The organism is Shinella kummerowiae (assembly GCF_009827055.1).
Lineage (GTDB): Bacteria > Pseudomonadota > Alphaproteobacteria > Rhizobiales > Rhizobiaceae > Shinella > Shinella kummerowiae.
In genome coordinates this window covers 135,669-153,379 of record NZ_WUMK01000002.1, presented here as the reverse complement: position 1 = coordinate 153,379, position 17,711 = coordinate 135,669, and the positions used below count along the sequence as shown (strand labels likewise).

Here is a 17,711-nt window from a genome sequence, read left to right as displayed (position 1 = left end):
TCGATGCGTCTTCTGGGCGTTGCGCTTCTCTTCGGGCTTTTAACCGTTCTTACGCAGATCGGCGGCGTGGTGTACCTCGTGGCACGCTGGCTTTCCCGTAAGGCGAAGATCACGGGCCTTGCAGCGCGTCTTGCGATTTTCGTTACGCTGTACGTTTCGGCAACTGCCGCCACGCCTTTTTTGGCGCCGGCATTCGGTCGCATCGCGCTGTCATGTTTCGAGCGCGGGAGTTTGCAGGTTCAGTCGCCACTTTATTGCATCCTCAACCGCAACTACCTGACGCCCGTTGCAAAACGGGCGGCGGAAGCACTGTCCGTCGCAATGGAGCAGAAGCATCCAGGGACCGTGACACTCGTTCTCGATGCCAATTTTCCCTTTTTGGGTGGCTTTCCACTTCTCCCGCACCTGTCGCACAATGATGGGCGCAAGCTCGATGTTGCGTTCTACTACCGGGACGAAGCCGGAGGCGTCTTAAACCGGGTGACACGATCCCCGATCGGCTATTTTGCTTTCGAAGAGCCCGTTGCCGATGCCGTTTTACCGTGTCGCGGCCGTACCGATCTCTTGACACTTCGGTGGGATATGGGGTTTCTGCAAGGGCTTTTTCCCGCATGGACGCTGGATGAAGTCAGAACAGGTGCAGCCTTGCGTTGGCTGGCATCGGAGGGACAGGAATTCGGGGTGGAGCGAATCTTTATAGAGCCGCATCTGTCGCAGCGCCTCGGTGTCTCCGGCCAGAATTTAGGGTTCCAAGGGTGCAGGGCGGCTCGGCATGACGATCACATCCATTTTCAGGTAAGAGAATGACCTTCACAATTGCCATCGACGGTCCTGCGGCTGCCGGCAAGGGAACGCTGTCGCGCCTTATCGCGGAAGACTATGGCTTTCATCATCTCGACACGGGCCTGACCTACCGGGCAACGGCGAAAGCATTGCTGGATCGCGGCCTGCCGCTTGACGACGAGACTATCGCCGCCGACGTCGCGCGCAATCTCGATCTCGGCGGGCTCGACCGCTCCGTGCTTTCGGCCCATGCAATCGGCGAGGCGGCATCCAGGATCGCCGTCATGCCTTCGGTGCGTCGTGCGCTCGTCGAGGCGCAGCGCAGTTTTGCAGGGCGTGAGCCGGGTACGGTGCTCGACGGTCGCGATATCGGCACCGTCGTTTGCCCGGATGCGCCGGTAAAGCTTTATGTCACTGCCTCGCCGGAGGTGCGCGCGAAGCGTCGCTACGACGAAATCCTCGCCGGCGGTGGGGTGGCCGATTTCGAGACGATCCTCGACGATATCCGCCGGCGCGACGAGCGCGACATGGGCCGGGCCGACAGTCCGCTGAAGCCCGCTGACGATGCGCACTTGCTTGATACCTCGGAAATGAGTATAGAGGCGGCGTTTTCGGCGGCAAAGTCGGTCATCGACGCCGCGCTTAAGCAATAGAACGAAGCCTGTCCCCGCGCCGGATTTGCTGCCTTCGTGGCAGCGGACAGAGTTTTGTTTATCATCAACGCTAACCCCCGGCGCCCGTGCCCGAGAGGCACACCAGGAGTTTTCATGTCTCAAGCAAACCCCACGCGCGAAGATTTCGCAGCCCTGCTGCAGGAATCTTTTGCCACCAACGATCTCGCCGAAGGCTATGTTGCCAAGGGTATCGTTACGGCCATCGAGAAGGACGTCGCCATCATTGACGTCGGTCTCAAGGTCGAAGGCCGCGTACCGCTGAAGGAATTCGGTGCCAAGTCCAAGGACGGCACGCTGAAGGTCGGCGACGAAGTCGAAGTCTATGTCGAGCGCATCGAAAACGCGCTGGGCGAAGCTGTTCTGTCGCGCGAAAAGGCTCGCCGCGAAGAGAGCTGGGCCAAGCTCGAAGTCAAGTTCGAAGCTGGCGAGCGCGTCGAAGGCGTCATCTTCAACCAGGTCAAGGGTGGCTTCACCGTCGATCTCGACGGCGCCGTTGCCTTCCTGCCGCGTTCGCAGGTCGACATCCGTCCGATCCGCGACGTCACCCCGCTCATGCACAACCCGCAGCCCTTCGAAATCCTCAAGATGGACAAGCGTCGCGGCAACATCGTTGTCTCGCGCCGTACGGTTCTCGAAGAGTCGCGCGCCGAGCAGCGTTCTGAAATCGTTCAGAACCTCGAAGAAGGCCAGGTTGTTGACGGCGTCGTCAAGAACATCACCGATTACGGTGCGTTCGTTGACCTCGGCGGCATCGACGGCCTGCTGCACGTCACCGACATGGCCTGGCGCCGCGTCAACCATCCGTCGGAGATCCTGTCCATCGGCCAGCAGGTCAAGGTTCAGATCATCCGCATCAACCAGGAAACCCACCGCATCTCGCTCGGCATGAAGCAGCTCGAGTCGGATCCGTGGGATGGCATCGGCACCAAGTACCCGACCGGCAAGAAGATCTCCGGTACGGTCACGAACATCACCGACTACGGTGCGTTCGTCGAGCTGGAGCCGGGCATCGAAGGCCTGATCCACATCTCCGAAATGTCCTGGACGAAGAAGAACGTTCACCCCGGCAAGATCCTGTCCACGAGCCAGGAAGTTGACGTGGTCGTTCTCGAAGTCGACCCGACGAAGCGCCGCATCTCGCTCGGTCTCAAGCAGACCCTCGAGAACCCGTGGCAGGCCTTCGCGCACAGCCACCCGGCTGGCACGGAAGTCGAAGGCGAAGTCAAGAACAAGACCGAATTCGGTCTGTTCATCGGCCTCGACGGCGACGTGGACGGCATGGTGCACCTCTCCGACCTCGACTGGAACCGTCCGGGCGAGCAGGTCATCGAGGAATACAACAAGGGCGACGTCGTCAAGGCTGTCGTTCTCGATGTGGACGTCGACAAGGAGCGCATCTCGCTCGGCATCAAGCAGCTCGGCAAGGACTCTGTCGGCGACGCCGCAGCATCCGGCGACCTGCGCAAGAACGCCGTCGTTTCGGCTGAAGTCATCGCGATCAACGATGGCGGCATCGAAGTGAAGCTCGTCAACCACGAGGACATCACGTCGTTCATCCGCCGCAACGACCTGTCGCGTGACCGTGACGAACAGCGTCCGGAGCGTTTCTCGGTCGGCCAGACCGTTGACGCCCGCGTCCTGAACTTCTCGAAGAAGGATCGCAAGATCCAGCTTTCGATCAAGGCTCTGGAAATCGCTGAAGAGAAGGAAGCCGTCGCACAGTTCGGTTCGTCCGACTCGGGCGCTTCGCTCGGCGACATCCTCGGCGCGGCTCTGAAGAACCGCAACAACGCCGAGTAAGCCTTGTTTGCCTGAACAATAAGAAGCCCGCGGAGAGCGATCTCCGCGGGCTTTTTCGTTCCGGATCTTTCGGGCGCTCAGGCCCAGTAGTCGCCGAGCTTCTGGTAGAAGATGAGGCCGGGTTCGATGACGCCGACCATCTCCGCCGTCTTTTCCCGCTTGCGCGCCATATCCGCGCTTTCAGGCCCGTTATCGGAAGAACCCGCTTCGGCGTCCTGCTGTGCAGCGCTGTCGCCCTCGGCTTCATCCTCGGCCGCGTCTTCATCGCCGGGTTCGTCGTCTTCCGGCTTCCGGTTATCCGACCATTCGAGGTCTTCCTCGGCCGGCCGGTAAGGAACGAAGGCGAGCGGTATTCCGTCACGCGGCATCGCTGGCGGGAGCAATCTGTCCGGCGTCACATCGACCACCGTTGCCGGTTGGGCAGCCGGGCGCGCCGGCATCGGCAATGCCTCGTTTTGCTCTGTAGCCTGCCGTGGCGAGGAGAGGGCATTTTCAGGCTTTGCGTTGGTGCCTTCAGCCGCCGTTTCGGTCTCGATGGCCTGCTGTCCGCTCTCCTCCGGATGGGCGGTCTCAGCGCGTCCGAGTTCCTGCTCGACCAGCGCATCGAGCGGCCGTTCCAGCAGCGTACGAAGAAAGCTCGCCTCCTCGGGCGAGAGGTTCTCGACCAGATGCGCCACGGCCTGCATCAGCAAAGCTGGCGGCACATCGCGTGCCACGGCTTGCAGCACGCTGCGGGCCAGCGCCTGTCCCGTCGCGTTGACAGTCTGCGCCTTCGCGGGCAGGTCCTCCCGCTTTGCGGTCGGTGTCGCGGTTTCGGCTTCTTCCGCGTGGTCGCCGTGGCGGACGACCGTCTCGACGGCTTCGACGGGCTGCTGGTCGCCGCGTCTGGTGACGGGCACTGGCGCTTGCTGCTCTGTGCGCGCTGGAGCATTCGCATCCGCGGGCAAACGGTTCGCCTGGGCGGGCTCCTGCCGGCCGGCAACGGCCTCTGTTGGGCGTGCCACCCCGGTGCGCGGTTTACTGCTGCCGTCGGCGTCGAAGATGCTTTTCAGTGCCGCTTGCAGCGCACGCGCATCCCCGGATTGCCCAGCCTGTTGCGTGCCTTGGCGTCCGATGGCGATAAGTTGCTGGGCGGTCAGGCCGCCTGGCTTGCGCTCCGCACCGGCAGCATGAAGGTTGTTGTCGCCCTGGTCGAGATCGAAATTCGCAAGGAGAGCGGCGAGTTTTTGCGCTTCCGGCCCGCTCGGATTGCGCAGGATCTCGGCAAGCGCGCGCGCCGGAATGGCAGAGAGCAGATTGCCCTGGCGGCCGACGATACCTAGCTGCTGGGCGGCAAGACCCGCTGGCTTCTGCTGGAGGTCCGCTCCGCCTTCGTCGGCAAGCGAAAGGCTCGCTGCGATCAGACTGGCAAGCTTTTGCGCTTCCGGTCCGCCTGGATTGCGCAGGGCCTCGGCAAGCACGCGCGCCGGAATGGCAGAGAGTACATTGCTGTCCTGGCGGTCGAGAATGGCGAGTTGCTGGAGCGTCAGGCCAAGCGGCTTCTTCGGGTACTCCGTTTTTCCGCCATTAACGTCGCCACCGTCCGGAAGCGCAAGGCTTGTTGCGATCAGGGTCGCGAGTTTCTGTGCCTCCGGGCCGTTCGGGTTGCGAATGATTTCGATGAGGCTGCGGGTGGGCATGGAGGAGAGCACGGTGCTGATCAGCTTTTCCACGCTCGGGCGGAGTTCCGGCGGAAGCTTGGCGAGAATATCGGCAAGCTTGCGACCAGTCTCGCCTTCGCGGCCCGGCAAGGTCTTCAGGGCGACGAGCAATGTCTCCAGCAGGTCACGGCTCGGGTTCGCCTCGGCGCTCGGCGGCATGTGCTTGAGCATGGTTTCGATAAGCCGGAGCAGCACGTCCGCCCGAAGATTGGCGAGGGCGGCGGCGGAGAGCTGTGGCCTGGCGATCGCATCGACCGAGCTGCCCGCCGGAAGGGTGGGGGAGGGCTGCGAAGTCCCGGTCGTCGTTGCCACGCGCGGCAGCATGCCTGCCTCCTGTTGTCCATCGCCGATGCGATCCCGCATCGCAAGGCCTGCCAATGTTCCATCGTCCGTCGGATGGCGCATCATGCGCGACGCTGCAAAGGGTAAGCTTTCGGCCCGGACGAACCGGACATTTACGCGGAGGCGGCGGGCAACCCGGCAAGCACTGAACCGCTCGACTGTACCGGACGGGAGAAACCCTGAACTCCGAACATCTACTGATTCTTACAATTGGCATTTTATGGTTAATGAAATCCTAATTCAGATGGAAATCCTTCGCACCCGCAGCACCGGAAGGCTGGATTTCACCACTTCCACGGGTCTTGCCCCTTATGCTCAGCTCGCGTAAATCTTGCCGGCACTGTTGGCCGCGGACGCGGCGGAGACCCTTGATGAACCTCACCAATCTCATCCTCAACACCGACAGCTACAAGTTCAGCCACTATCTGCAATATCCGCCGGAAACCTGTGCCATTTCCTCCTATGTCGAGGCGCGGGGCCATTCCGAGCAGCCGGAAGTGCTGTTCTTCGGGCTGCAGATGTTCCTCAAGGAATACCTGTCGAAACCGGTGACGAAAGGGGATGTGGACGAGGCCGAAGCGATCGTGACGGCGCACGGCCTGCCGTTCAACCGGGCAGGCTGGACGCATATCGTCAACAAACATGGCGGTTTTCTGCCGCTCTCCATCGAGGCGCTGCCGGAGGGCACATTGGTGCGCCGTGGCGTGCCGGTTGCGCAGGTGGTCAACACGGATCCGGCCTGCTACTGGCTAACCTCCTATATCGAGACCTCGCTTCTGCGCGCCATATGGTACCCGAGCACAGTCGCGTCCAATTCGCGCAAGGTGAAGCAGATCATCCAGCCGATCCTCGACAAGACCTGCGACGACCCGGCCGCCGTCCTGCCTTTCCGCCTGCACGATTTTGGCGCGCGTGGCACGACGAGCTTCGAGCAGGCGGGCATCGGTGGCGCGGCCCATCTCGTCAATTTCATGGGGACCGATACGGTCAGCGCCGTGCTCTTCGCGCGCCGCTACTACGGCGCGGACATGGCCGGGTTCTCGATCCCGGCATCCGAGCACTCGACCATGACCTCCTGGGGTCAGGAACATGAGGCGGACGCCTATGGCAACATGATCGACCAGTTCGGCGCCAAGGGTCTCTACGCGGTCGTGTCGGACAGCTACGACATCAACAATGCCGTCACGGAAATCTGGGGCAAGCAGCTCAAGGCGCGGGTGCAGTCCGCGGGTGGCACGCTGGTCGTGCGTCCGGACAGCGGCGATCCGGTGGAAACGCCGGTGCAGGTCGTGCGCCAGCTCGCCTATGCCTTTGGCACGTATCTCAATGCCAAGGGTTACAAGGTGCTGGACAACAGCGTGCGCGTTATCCAGGGCGACGGCATTTCGCCAGCCGATATCGGCCTCATCCTCGGCCGGCTGGAGGCCTTCGGCTTCTCGGCAGAAAACATCGCCTTCGGCATGGGCGCGGGGCTTTTGCAGAAGGTCAACCGCGACACCTATTCCTTCGCCATGAAGGCCAATGCGCGGCAGGATACGCAAGGCGCCTGGCACGACGTGTTCAAGCGCCCGGCGACCATGAACCTCAAGGCCTCGAAGGGGGGGCGGCAGGCCGTGGTGGCAGGCGTCGGCGGCCTGGAGGCCGCCCGCATCGACCAGCTGGTGGGCCGCGAGAATCTGCTGCAACCGGTCTGGCGCGACGGCCAGCTGCTTCGCGACTGGGCCTTCGACGAGGTCCGCGCCCGCGCCGCCTGACCTCTTGCAACGGCACGCGTGCCGCGCCATCTTTCGCTCGTTGATTGGAGACGAGAGATGACGGTTCGCCCGCCACAGGCCCTCGCCCCCTCCTTCACCAAGGAAACGGGGCTCAATATCCTTGAATACGAGCTGATGTCCGAGCGGGCGGATGCGCTCGGCTGGCACGGGCTGAAGGTCGAGAAGGCTTTGGCGCTGCTCGCTGAACGCCTTGGTGCGGGGTGCGGCGATACCGAACGCGAAGACCTGCTGAACGACGCGGCGGACAAGGTATGGGCCTTCTTCATCCAGCGGGAGATGTGCGGCCTGCGCAGCCAGAAGGACGCGGTCCGCCGCTACGGCATTCCGCCCGAGGTCATTGCAAGGCTCGGCATCGTGCGGCGGAAGGCGTAAGCGTCAGGCGACGAGCTGGCGCGTGATCAGATCGTAAATGCCGTTGTCATCGACGCGCAGCGCGAAAACTTCCTTCTTTGCCGCTTCCCGCTCTTCCAGTTCGCGGGTGCTCGCCGCATCAAGATTGCGGACGGCTTCACCGGTGGTTTCGGCCGTGGCTTCCTTGTTCTTGAACAAGGTGTCGTCGGTTTTCGCAGGCGCTCTATCGGTAATCGCGGTGGCTTCCGCGCCGGCGGCGAGCAACTGGATGGTGTCGAGCGCGGCGGCGGACGGTTCGGTGGCCTTTTTGTCCTTCGTCTTGCCGGCGCTCACGTCCTCGTGGGCTTCGCCGACGGCGTCCTGAAGCGCCTGGACATCCTCGAGCTTCTTGCCCGCTTCCAGCTTGCGGATCGTGTCTTCGCGCTCTTTGCGCGTTTCCGCGTCCTCGACGCGGGTCGGGTCCCGCCGGGTGCGGTCGAGCTTCAGTTCCTCGATCGATTTCGGGTTCGCCGCGTCTTCCAGACGGGCAAGCACCTTCTGCATCTCCGGCGTCAGCGCCTTTTCAGCCTGCGCCTTCTCGGCCAACGCGTCTTTCACCCGCTCGGCTTCGGTGCCGTAGGGATTGCGGATTGCGGCAACCAGATCGCTCGCTGCAAGGCCGAGCTCGGAGAGGCCGGTCTTCTTTTCGAGCGTCGCGATATCGGCCGGCAATTCGCCGCGCTGGCGCGTCAGCATGCTGGAGAGGCGCTGTTCGAAATCGGCGTCCGTCTCGTCTTCACCCTGCGTCACGTCGGCCGTCAACGCAAGGCGCGCGACGAGGTTTGCCGTCGCATCGTCGGATGGGCCGCTCATCGCCTGTTTGACGGCGGTCAGCGTTGTGCCGAGCGAGCCGAGGGTAACGTTGAGCGTGCTTCCCTTGGCGGGAAGGGCGATGCCGTCGATGAGCGTCAGTTGGTCGGCAAGACGCTGGGCGAACTGGCGGCTGGACTCACCGTCCTGCTGTGTCAGGCCGAGTGCATCGCTGAAACGGGAAACCAGCTTGGCAAGCGTGTCTTCGCTGCCGGCATTGCTGCCGAAGAAATGTTCGTTGATGCGGGCGTTCGCCTGGCGTGCCGTGTCGTCCGAGCGCAGATGGGTCTGCTCTCGGATTTCGTCGGGCTTGCGCCCGCTCGCCTTCTCCGCTTCCTGGCGCTGGCGTTCCTCCAGCGTTTCGACGATCGACTGCATCGCCGAGACGGCGGCAGTGGATTGCGCGCTCTGCAGGGGTGTCAACATGGCAACCTCCGGTCTTGTCGGAGGATAGGGCGGGTCGATTAACCGGGCGTTAATCCTGTGCCCGTCGGATTTCAGGGGTATCCGGCGGCTGTGGCCGGCACACCACCGTTACCAGCACGAAGCTGACATAGAGCAGCAGATACCACGAGCCGAGCTTGGTGAAAGGCACCATGTGCCACGTCTTCTGGCCCGGATAGAGCCACACACCCGTCGCAGTGCCGATATTCTCGGCGATCCAGAGGAAGATGCTAGTGAGGAAGGCGGCCACGACGAGCGGCATCCAGCGCGGCCTCTCCTCCACCGTGTAGTAGATGCGCACCCGCCAGAACAGCAGAACGGTCGCGGCGAACAGCACCATGCGGATATCGAAGATGAAGTGGTGCATGTAGAAATTGACGTAGATGGCGATCGCCAGCAGCGCCGTCGCCCAGAACGGCGGATAGTGTGTGAAGCGCATGTCGAAGATGCGGATGGCGCGCGCCATGTAGCTGCCGACAGAGGCATACATGAAGCCGGAAAACAGCGGCACGCCGGCGATGCGGATGACGGCCTCCTCCGGATAGACCCATGAGCCCATATGGACCTTGAAGATCTCCATGGCCGTGCCGACGAGGTGATAGATCAGGATGACCTTCGCCTCCTCCAGGCTCTCCATCTTCAGCCTGAGGAAGGTGACCTGGATGGCGAGCGCCATCAGGAAAAGCGCATCGTAGCGATGGATCGGCCAGTCGGGCTGCCAGACGAGTTTCGTCAGGATGATCAGCCCGAGCATGAGGGCGCCGAACAGGCAGGCCCAGGCCTGTTTCAGGCCGAACAGGATGAACTCGGCAAGCCCGGGCGGGAGGGCCGCAAGCCGGCCGCGGATCAGCCGCCGCAGCGGTTCGAGCGCCGGTCCGGTCTGGTGTTGCTGTCCGTTTTCCACGGACCGCCTCAGCTATGCGCGAAAATGTCGGTCTCTTCCCAGCCAAGAAGGTCGAGCTTGGCACGGGTCGGCAGGAAGGCGAAGCAGGCATCCGCATGGGCAAGCCGGCCGTCGCGCACGAGGCGGGCATTCAGTTTGTCGCGCAGTGCGTGGAGGTGGAGAACATCGGATGCGGCATAGTCGAGCTGCGCCTGCGACAGCGTTTCGGCCGCCCAGTCGGAGGATTGCTGATGTTTGGAAATATCGATTTCGAGCATTTCCTTGAGATTGTCCTTCAGCCCGTGCCGGTCGGTATAGGTGCGCGTCAGGCGTGAGGCGATCTTGGTGCAGAAAACCGGCGTGGTCGTGACGCCGAAGGTGTGGAACAGCACGGCGATGTCGAAGCGGCCGTAGTGAAAAATCTTCTGGCGGCTCGGGTCTTCCAGCATGGCGACGAGGTTCGGCGCTTCCTTCTGGCCGGCGGCGATGCGGATGACGTCCGCCGTGCCGTTACCCGGCGAAAGCTGTACCACGCACAGCCGGTCGCGGCGCGGGATCAGGCCGAGCGTCTCGGTATCGATGGCGATCGCGCCGGTATAGCGGGCCGCATCTGCTGCCGAGATGTCACCTTCGTGATACCGGATTGCACTTGCCATGAAAAACCCCATCTAAGCAGCAGGAATATCCGCAGGCCTATAGCGCAAGTTTCTGCCCTGCGGTACCTCTTTATGGATTGCGAAGGATCGGCCGCCGGCCGGAAGAGACGATGACGATACGATTGACCCTTGCTGCCCTTGCCATGCTGACAATCGCGCCGACCGTCCAGGCGCAGGTTTTTCATGACCTGCCGGGTGTCGTGACGACAGAAGAGCATGAGGCCGAAGAGCGTGTGACATGCGAGCCGCGTTATGTCCCTCCGCCGGAAAACAGTTCCAGGCAGATATGGGGCCACACCGTCTATGATTGCGTGCGTGGCGGCGTGACGATCACCGGCAGCGGTCAGCCGCTGTCGCGCGAACGCAACCTGCGTGGTCTCGACTGGTAAGACACACGCCTCTTCGTTTCGCCGATCCCATCGAGACTGTCATCCGGAGGAGCCATGACCGACGATACCCTGCCGCTGGTGATCAGCGCGCCCGATCCGCGCACGCTGGACCTCATCTTCACCCCGGCGGCGGAGGCCGAGCTGCGCAGGACGTATCGTCTTGTCGAAGCGGATCCGGAAAACATTGCGGGGCTCGGTGACGATGTGCTGGCGGAAGCGCGCTACATTCTCGGCCAGCCGCCGCTGTCGGCGCAAACGCTGGCCCGCATGCCAAAGCTGCGGTCGATCCTCAATGTCGAAAGCAACCTCCTCAACAACATGCCCTACGAGGTCCTGTTCGAGCGCGGCATCCATGTCGTGACGACGGGGCAGGTCTTTGCCGAGCCGGTCGCCGAACTCGGCCTTGCCATGGCGCTCAACCTGGCGCGCGGCGTGATCGATGCGGATGTCGCCTTCCGCGATGGGCAGGAATTGTGGGGCGGGGAGGGCAACCAGTCTGCCCGCCTGTTGTCCGGCTCGGAGATTGGTATCGTTGGCTTTGGTGATCTCGGTCGCGCGTTGAACCGCGTGCTTTCCGGCTTTCGCGCGAAAATACGCGTCTTTGATCCCTGGCTGCCGCCATCCATGCTGCGCGAGGTTGGTGTCGAGCCGGCGTCGCTGTCGGAAGTGCTGGCGATGAGCGATTTCGTCTTCGTCGTCGCGTCTGTGACGAGCGAGAACAAGGGTTTTCTCGGTGCCGAGGCCTTTGCCTCGATGCGCAAGGGTGCGGCCTTCATCCTGCTCAGCCGGGCGGACGTCGTCGATTTTTCAGCATTGATGGCAGCCGTCGAATCCGGCCATATCGTTGCGGCAAGCGATGTCTATCCCGAGGAGCCGCTGCCGCTCGACCATCCGGTGCGCGCGCTCAAGGGCTTCGTGCGCTCGGCGCATCGTGCCGGCGCGCTCGATAGCGCCTTCAAGAAGATGGGCGACATGGTGCTGGAAGACATGGCGCTGATGGATCGAGGTCTGCCGCCGATGCGCTGCAAGCGTGCCGAGCGCGAAACGGTGTCGCGCATGCGGTCGAAACCGGTCAGCGTCAACTGAAAGAAAAAGGCCGTGACGGGAAACCGCCACGGCCTTTTCGATTCGTGACGCGCGATCAGGCGCGTTTGATGACCTTGATAAGCACGAGCAGGATCACTGCGCCGATCGTAGAGTGGATGATGGCGGCGATGATGCCGCTGCCGAGGCTGATGCCGAGGGCCGGGAAGAGAAACCCGGCGATGAAGGCGCCGACGATACCGACGACGATATTGCCGACGAGGCCGAAGCCGAAGCCCGAAACGATCAGGCCCGCAAGCCAGCCCGCTATGGCGCCGACGATGAGGAAAACGAGAATGCTTTCAATGCCCATGCTGTGCTCCCTTTAGACAGTCTCATTCTGTCTGGACTCAATCTGGCAGCCGTATTGCGGAAAGCAAGGGGTGCTGAAAACTTCTCTTCAGCGGCTCAGACGATGCCGCCACCCCCGCTTGCAACCGCTGGCCGTTCGCCCGTCACCTTTGCCCGGTAGCCGGCCGACCGATAGGTCGCGACCGGATCGATCGCGCCGCCGGCGTCCAGCCGTGCCATGGCGAGGATCGGCTCGACATCGGTGCGGAAGCCGGCCTTCAGCGTTTCGGAGGCCATCAGCGCGTCGTTGCCGTCCTGGTAGCCGGCCAGCGCCGCGCGATCGACGATCAGCCCCTGCGCATAGGCGCGGCACACTTCCATGGCGCTGCGCATCAGGCTTTCGATCGGGTCGGTGACATTGTGGCTCTGGTCGAGCATATGCGCGGGCGAAAAGCCCTCGGCTTTCCGCACTTCCGCATCGACCAACTCGTTGAAGACGAGGAAGAGCCGGTAGGGATCGATCGATCCCGTATCGAGATCGTCGTCGCCATATTTTGAATCGTTGAAATGGAAGCCGCCGAGTTTCTTGAACTGGATGAGGCGCGCGACGATCATCTCGATATTGACGTTCGGCGCATGGTGGCCGAGATCGACGAGGCAATAGGCCTTGGGGCCAAGCTCCTGGGCGATCAGGTAGTTGCTGCCCCAGTCCTGCACCACCGTCGAATAGAAGGCCGGCTCGTACATCTTGTGTTCGGTGAAGAGGCGCCAGTCGTCCGGCAGGCCCTTGTAGATGTCCTTCATCGCGTCGAGATACCGCTCGAAGCTCTTGGTGAAGTTCGCCTGCCCCGGAAAGTTCGTGCCGTCGCCGATCCACACCGTCAGCGCCTTGGATCCCAGCGCATTGCCGATGGCGATGCATTCCAGATTGTGCTCGACGGCCTGCTGGCGCGTTGCGGCGCTGGCATGCGACAGCGAACCGTATTTGTAGGAGTGCTCCTGCTGCGGCGCGTCGGAGAAGGTGTTGGAGTTCATCGCGTCGAAGCCGAGGCCGAGGGCCGCGCCCCGTTCCTTCAGCTCCTTGAGGTCCGGCACCTTGTCCCACGGAATGTGCAGGGAGACGGTCGGCGTGGCGCGCGTCAGTTCCTGGATGACCGCGCAGTCCTCCAGCTTGTCATAGATATTGCGCGGCTCGCCCTCGCCGGGAAAGCGGGCAAAGCGCGTGCCGCCGGTGCCGACACCCCAGGAGGGTACCGCGACCGCATAGGCCGCGACCTTCGCCTTCACCGCATCGATATCAACACCGCGGCGGGCAAGCTGCGCGCCGAGATGCGCGTAGTCACTCTTCAGGTCGGCGAGACGCCTGTCGTTCTCGCGCGAAACGACGTCCTCGGAAATCATCGTCATCACAAATTCCTCAGCGCGTGAAAGACTGGGCGTTGCCCGCGTCGACATTGACAATATTGCCGGTCGATTTCGCCGACATGTCGGAGGCGAGGAAGTAGATCGCCTCGGCGATATCCTCCGGGAAGACCGAGAGTTTCAGCATGGAGCGTTCGCGATAGAGCGCCTCCAGGCCTTCCGTGTCGGTCTTGTAGATGGCGGCGCGCTGTTCCTTCCACTCGCCGGTCCAGATTTTCGAGCCGCGCAGCACCGCATCCGGGTTCACCACGTTGACGCGGATCTGCTCGGATGCGCCTTCGAGCGCGAGGCAGCGGGCGAGGTGGATTTCGGCGGCCTTCGCCGTGCAATAGGCAGACGCGCCGGGGGAGGCGGCAAGGCCGTTCTTCGAGGCGACGAACACCACATTGCCGCCCGCCTTCTGCCGGCGGAAAATGCGGAAGGCTTCGCGTGCGACCAGGAAGTAGCCGGTGGCGAGAATGCCGATATTCCTGTTCCACAGCTCCAGCGTCGTCTCCTCGATGACGGCGGAGGAGGCGAGGCCGGCATTGGATACCAGGATGTCGAGGCCGCCGAACTCGACGAGCGTATCGGCAAAGCTCTTGGCCACCAGCGCCTCGTCGGTCACGTTCATGGCGACCGAGCGCACGACATCCTTGCCGTAGCGGGCGGCCAGTTCGCTTTGAGCGGCGGCAAGCGCCGTCTCATCGATATCGGCCAACACCACGCAGGCGCCCTCCGCCATCAGGCGGTTTGCCGTCGCCTTGCCGATGCCGCCGGCACCGCCGGTGACGAGGGCGATTCGGCCGGCAAGGCTCTTGGGTTTCGGCATGCGCTGGAGTTTCGCCTCTTCGAGCAGCCAGTATTCGATATCGAACGCCTCCTGCTCCGGCAGGCCGACATACTCCGAAACGCCGGACGCGCCGCGCATGACATTGATGGCGTTGACATAGAATTCGCCGGAAATGCGCGCCGTCGCCTTGTCCTTGGCAAAGGTGATCATGCCGACGCCGGGCACCAGATAGACGACGGCGTTGGGGTCGCGCATGCCGGGGCTGTTGTCGCGCTTGCAGCGCTCGTAGTAGGCCGCATAGTCGGCGCGATAGGCCGCAACGGCGTCGGCAAGGCCGGCGAGCGTCTTGTCGACGTCGGGGCTGGCAGGATCGAAATCGACGACCAGCGGCCGGATCTTCGTGCGCAGGAAATGGTCCGGGCAGCTCGTGCCCAGTGCTGCCAGTGGCGCAAGGTCCCTGGACGTCACGAAATCCAGTACGGCCTCGCCATCGTCGAAATGGCCGACCTTCTTTTCATCCTGGCTGATCATGCCACGAATGACCGGCATCAGCTTTTCCGCGACCGCGCGGCGTTCGGCAGCAGCCAGAACCGGCTTCACCGCGCCACCGAAGGCCGGCACGGTGTTGTTTCCTTCGAACCAGCCGATCGCCTTGTTGATGATCTCAACGGTCGTTTCGTAGCATTCCTTCGCCGTATCGCCCCAGGTGAAGAGTCCATGGCTCTCCAGCACGAGGCCGCGGGCATTGGGGTTTTTCAGGCAGAATTTCTCAAGCCACAGACCGAGTTCAAAGCCCGGCCGCTTCCAGGGCAGCCAGCCGATATCCTCGCCGAAAATCTGTTGCGTCAGCTCGCGGCTGTTCTTCGCGGCGGCAATGGCAATGATTGCATCGGGGTGCATGTGGTCGACATGCTTCTTCGGCACGTAGGCATGCAGCGGCGTGTCGATCGAGGCGGCGCGCGGGTTGAGATTGAAGGTGCAGTGGGGGAGGTAGCCCACCATCTCGTCCTCATGCTCCAGGCCGCGATAGAGGCCCTTCAGCGCATTCAGCTTCTCCATGTAGAGGGTGGCGAAACCGTCCATCTTGATCGTGCCGACATCGCCGCCCGAGCCCTTGACCCAGAGGACTTCCACCACGCCCGCGCCGAGCGGGTCCGCCTCGATCACCTTCGCCGAGGTGTTGCCGCCGCCGTAATTGGTGATGCGCTTGTCGGAGCCGAGCAGGTTCGAGCGATAGAGCAGCCGCTCCGATTCGCTCATCGTCGACGCCTTGGCGTCATCCCACAGGTTTGCAAGGCGTGCGCCCTGGTTCTTCTCCAGCATTGGCATTTCCTCCCGGTGTTTCTCATGCGCAAGGCGATGGTTCTCATTCCCAAGGCTATCGCCGCGCTTGAAGGCATGCTTTCAGATCACATGAGAGTTTCGCCGATGTCAATCATAAACGATCAAAAACAATCATATTGCGCTGCACAATGAAAAAATATGATTGATTGTGATTGACATTGCGCGATCGCGATGGAAGCATTGCAAGCACTGGAGGAGCCATGCACGAGAAGGAAAGACATCGGATCATTCTGTCCGCGGTTCAGGAAAAGCCGGTCATCACCGTGCCCGAGCTGGTGGACCTGACCGACAGTTCCGAGGCGACGATCCGCCGCGACATCGCAGCACTTCACGTGCAGAAGAAGCTGCGCCGAGTGCGTGGCGGCGCCGAGGCGCTGCATCCGCCGCAGTTCGTCGGCCTTGCCGGCCGACCCTTCACGGTGAACGAGACGCTGAACACCCGCCAGAAGCAGGCAATCGCTAAAGAGGCCGTCGGGCTCTGCGAGGATGGCGACCCGATCATCATCAATGGCGGTACGACCACATTCCAGATGGTGCACTTCCTGACCAACCGCCGCATGCAGGTCTTCACCAACTCGTTCAACATCGCCGAACACCTGCTGAAACATTCGAAGAACACGATCATGCTCTCCGGCGGCACGATCTACCGCGAGCAGAACATCGTGCTCAGCCCCTTCGACAACGACGTGACGCGCAATTTCTATGCGCGCCGCATGTTCATGGGCGCACAGGGCCTCGGGCCGCTCGGCCTGATGGAGGCCGATCCGCTGCTCATCCAGGCGGAACAGAAGCTGATCGATCAGGCGGACGAACTCATCGTGCTGATCGATTCCACAAAATTCAAGAAGCGCTCCAGCCTCATTCTCTGCGGGCTGAAGCGCATCGCAACCGTCATCACGGATTCGGGCATCGAGGACAGGGATGCCGCGATGCTGGAGGAGGCCGGCGTCAACCTGATCGTTGCAAACGTTCAGACGGACGCCAGAACGCAGACTGCACCCTCCTCGGCATGACGCCGGAGGGTTGATTTTCACTGGGAGGAAACGTCGTGAAAATTCTGAAGACATTGCTTGTGACCGCGGCCGTCTCGGTCGCGATGATGGCAACCGCGCAGGCGGAAACCAAGAAGATCGCCCTCGTCGTCAAGGCGCTCGGCATCGGCTTCTTCGAAGCCGCCAACAAGGGCGCGCAGGAAGCCGCCAAGGAACTCGGCGACGTCGAGGTCATCTATACCGGCCCGACCACGACGACCGCCGAAGGCCAGATCGAAGTGATCAATTCGCTGATCGCCCAGAAGGTCGATGCTATTGCCGTTTCGGCCAACGACACGAATGCCCTTGTACCGGCCCTCAAGAAGGCCATGGACCGCGGCATCAAGGTCATCTCCTGGGATTCGGGCGTCGCGCCGGAAGGCCGCTCGATGCACCTCAACCCGTCGTCGAACCCGCTCATCGGCAACATGATCATCAAGCTTGCCGCCGACAACCTGCCTGATGGCGGCGACGTCGCGGTTCTCTCCGCAACGGCCACCTCGACCAACCAGAACGTCTGGATCGAGGAGATGACCAAGGTGCTGCCGAACTACAAGGGCATCAACGTGGTCGCGACCGTCTATGGCGACGACCTGGCCGACAAGTCCTACCGTGAGACGCAGGGCCTCATCCAGTCGCATCCGAACCTGAAGGCGATCATCGCGCCCACCTCCGTCGGCATCGTTGCTGCAGCCCAGGCCGTCACCGACGCCGGCAAGGTTGGCCAGATCAACGTCACCGGTCTCGGCCTGCCGTCCGAAATGGCCGGCCATGTGAAGTCGGGCGCATCAAAATCCTTCGCGATCTGGAACCCGATCGACCTCGGCTACTCGGCAACGATGATCGCCTACGACCTGATCGGCGGTGCGGAAGCCAAGCCCGGCGCGGAACTGAAGATGGGCCGCATGGGCACCGTCAAGCTCGACGACAAGAACGAAGGCGCCATGGCCGATCCGTTCATCTACGATGCCAAGAACGTCGAAGAGTTCGCCAAGATCTTCTGATCTGGCGGTCTGAAGGGAGATTGCCCCTCATCCGGCCTGCCGGCCACCTTCTCCCCGTGAACGGGGAGAAGGAAACTTGCCACAGCGTTTCATCCCCTCTCCCCGCTTGCGGGGAGAG

General features: G+C 62.5%; 16 protein-coding genes. 9 read left to right on the top strand and 7 right to left on the bottom strand.

The genetic code is table 11. The annotated features are described in order from the left end of the window. The first annotated feature begins 3 nt into the window (after positions 1 to 3). The 3 genes from GR138_RS05170 (at position 4) to rpsA (ending at position 3,257) form a co-directional block, all read left to right on the top strand. On the top strand, positions 4 to 807 hold the full coding sequence (locus GR138_RS05170; protein ID WP_160857564.1) for a hypothetical protein: 804 nt from the start codon (positions 4 to 6) through the stop codon (positions 805 to 807). After that, positions 804 to 1,436 carry a (d)CMP kinase gene (gene cmk, locus GR138_RS05165; protein ID WP_160857563.1) on the top strand — a complete coding sequence of 211 codons (633 nt, stop codon included), beginning with the start codon at positions 804 to 806 and terminating at the stop codon, positions 1,434 to 1,436. The genes GR138_RS05170 and cmk overlap by 4 nt, the downstream gene beginning before the upstream one ends. Positions 1,437 to 1,550: 114 nt before the next feature. After that, entirely contained in the window at positions 1,551 to 3,257 is a 1,707-nt protein-coding gene (gene rpsA, locus GR138_RS05160) for a 30S ribosomal protein S1 (RefSeq protein ID WP_160857562.1), read from the top strand. 77 nt (positions 3,258 to 3,334) lie between these two features. On the opposite strand, the gene GR138_RS05155 is transcribed toward rpsA, so the two are convergent. Then, positions 3,335 to 5,281: a hypothetical protein gene (locus tag GR138_RS05155; protein WP_160857561.1), complete on the bottom strand. Its 1,947-nt coding sequence runs from the start codon at positions 5,279 to 5,281 to the stop codon at positions 3,335 to 3,337. Between the two features lie 389 nt (positions 5,282 to 5,670). Between GR138_RS05155 and GR138_RS05150 the strand changes: the two genes are divergently transcribed. Both GR138_RS05150 and GR138_RS05145 read left to right on the top strand, forming a co-directional pair. Further along, positions 5,671 to 7,053, top strand: a complete 1,383-nt coding sequence (locus tag GR138_RS05150; protein ID WP_160857560.1) for a nicotinate phosphoribosyltransferase — start codon at positions 5,671 to 5,673, stop codon at positions 7,051 to 7,053. A 57-nt stretch (positions 7,054 to 7,110) separates the two neighbouring features. Further along, complete coding sequence (locus GR138_RS05145; protein ID WP_160857559.1) at positions 7,111 to 7,446, top strand: DUF6665 family protein; 336 nt, start codon at positions 7,111 to 7,113, stop codon at positions 7,444 to 7,446. 3 nt (positions 7,447 to 7,449) lie between these two features. Here the strand turns inward: GR138_RS05145 and GR138_RS05140 are convergent, their stop codons facing one another. Genes GR138_RS05140 through GR138_RS05130 form a run of 3 tightly spaced genes read right to left on the bottom strand, consistent with a single transcriptional unit; the run spans position 7,450 to position 10,257 of the window. Further along, positions 7,450 to 8,700, bottom strand: coding sequence for a hypothetical protein (locus tag GR138_RS05140; RefSeq protein WP_160857558.1), 1,251 nt, complete (start codon positions 8,698 to 8,700; stop codon positions 7,450 to 7,452). A gap of 49 nt (positions 8,701 to 8,749) precedes the next feature. Then, positions 8,750 to 9,622, bottom strand: coding sequence for a DUF817 family protein (locus GR138_RS05135; RefSeq protein WP_160857557.1), 873 nt, complete (start codon positions 9,620 to 9,622; stop codon positions 8,750 to 8,752). Positions 9,623 to 9,630: 8 nt separating this feature from the next. Next, complete coding sequence (locus GR138_RS05130) at positions 9,631 to 10,257, bottom strand: ribonuclease D (protein ID WP_160857556.1); 627 nt, start codon at positions 10,255 to 10,257, stop codon at positions 9,631 to 9,633. 110 nt (positions 10,258 to 10,367) lie between these two features. On the opposite strand from GR138_RS05130, the gene GR138_RS05125 reads away from it, so the two are divergent. Together GR138_RS05125 and GR138_RS05120 are read left to right on the top strand one after the other, a co-directional pair. Beyond that, the gene (locus GR138_RS05125) at positions 10,368 to 10,646 is read left to right on the top strand and encodes a hypothetical protein (RefSeq protein WP_160857555.1); all 279 of its coding nucleotides are present in this window, start codon (positions 10,368 to 10,370) and stop codon (positions 10,644 to 10,646) included. 54 nt (positions 10,647 to 10,700) lie between these two features. Beyond that, positions 10,701 to 11,732, top strand: a complete 1,032-nt coding sequence (locus tag GR138_RS05120) for a hydroxyacid dehydrogenase (protein ID WP_160857554.1) — start codon at positions 10,701 to 10,703, stop codon at positions 11,730 to 11,732. 55 nt (positions 11,733 to 11,787) lie between these two features. Here GR138_RS05120 and GR138_RS05115 read toward each other — a convergent pair whose 3' ends face one another. From GR138_RS05115 to GR138_RS05105, 3 genes are all read right to left on the bottom strand, one after another. Then, entirely contained in the window at positions 11,788 to 12,042 is a 255-nt protein-coding gene (locus tag GR138_RS05115; RefSeq protein ID WP_160857553.1) for a GlsB/YeaQ/YmgE family stress response membrane protein, read from the bottom strand. A gap of 95 nt (positions 12,043 to 12,137) precedes the next feature. Then, the gene (gene rhaI / locus GR138_RS05110) at positions 12,138 to 13,430 is read right to left on the bottom strand and encodes an L-rhamnose catabolism isomerase (RefSeq protein ID WP_338091039.1); all 1,293 of its coding nucleotides are present in this window, start codon (positions 13,428 to 13,430) and stop codon (positions 12,138 to 12,140) included. 7 nt (positions 13,431 to 13,437) lie between these two features. Then, the gene (locus GR138_RS05105; protein WP_160857551.1) at positions 13,438 to 15,537 is read right to left on the bottom strand and encodes a bifunctional rhamnulose-1-phosphate aldolase/short-chain dehydrogenase; all 2,100 of its coding nucleotides are present in this window, start codon (positions 15,535 to 15,537) and stop codon (positions 13,438 to 13,440) included. A 221-nt stretch (positions 15,538 to 15,758) separates the two neighbouring features. On the opposite strand from GR138_RS05105, the gene GR138_RS05100 reads away from it, so the two are divergent. Next, positions 15,759 to 16,571, top strand: a complete 813-nt coding sequence (locus GR138_RS05100; protein ID WP_160857550.1) for a DeoR/GlpR family DNA-binding transcription regulator — start codon at positions 15,759 to 15,761, stop codon at positions 16,569 to 16,571. Between the two features lie 35 nt (positions 16,572 to 16,606). After that, on the top strand, positions 16,607 to 17,593 hold the full coding sequence (gene rhaS, locus GR138_RS05095; protein WP_069059991.1) for a rhamnose ABC transporter substrate-binding protein: 987 nt from the start codon (positions 16,607 to 16,609) through the stop codon (positions 17,591 to 17,593). The last annotated feature ends 118 nt before the right edge of the window (positions 17,594 to 17,711 follow it).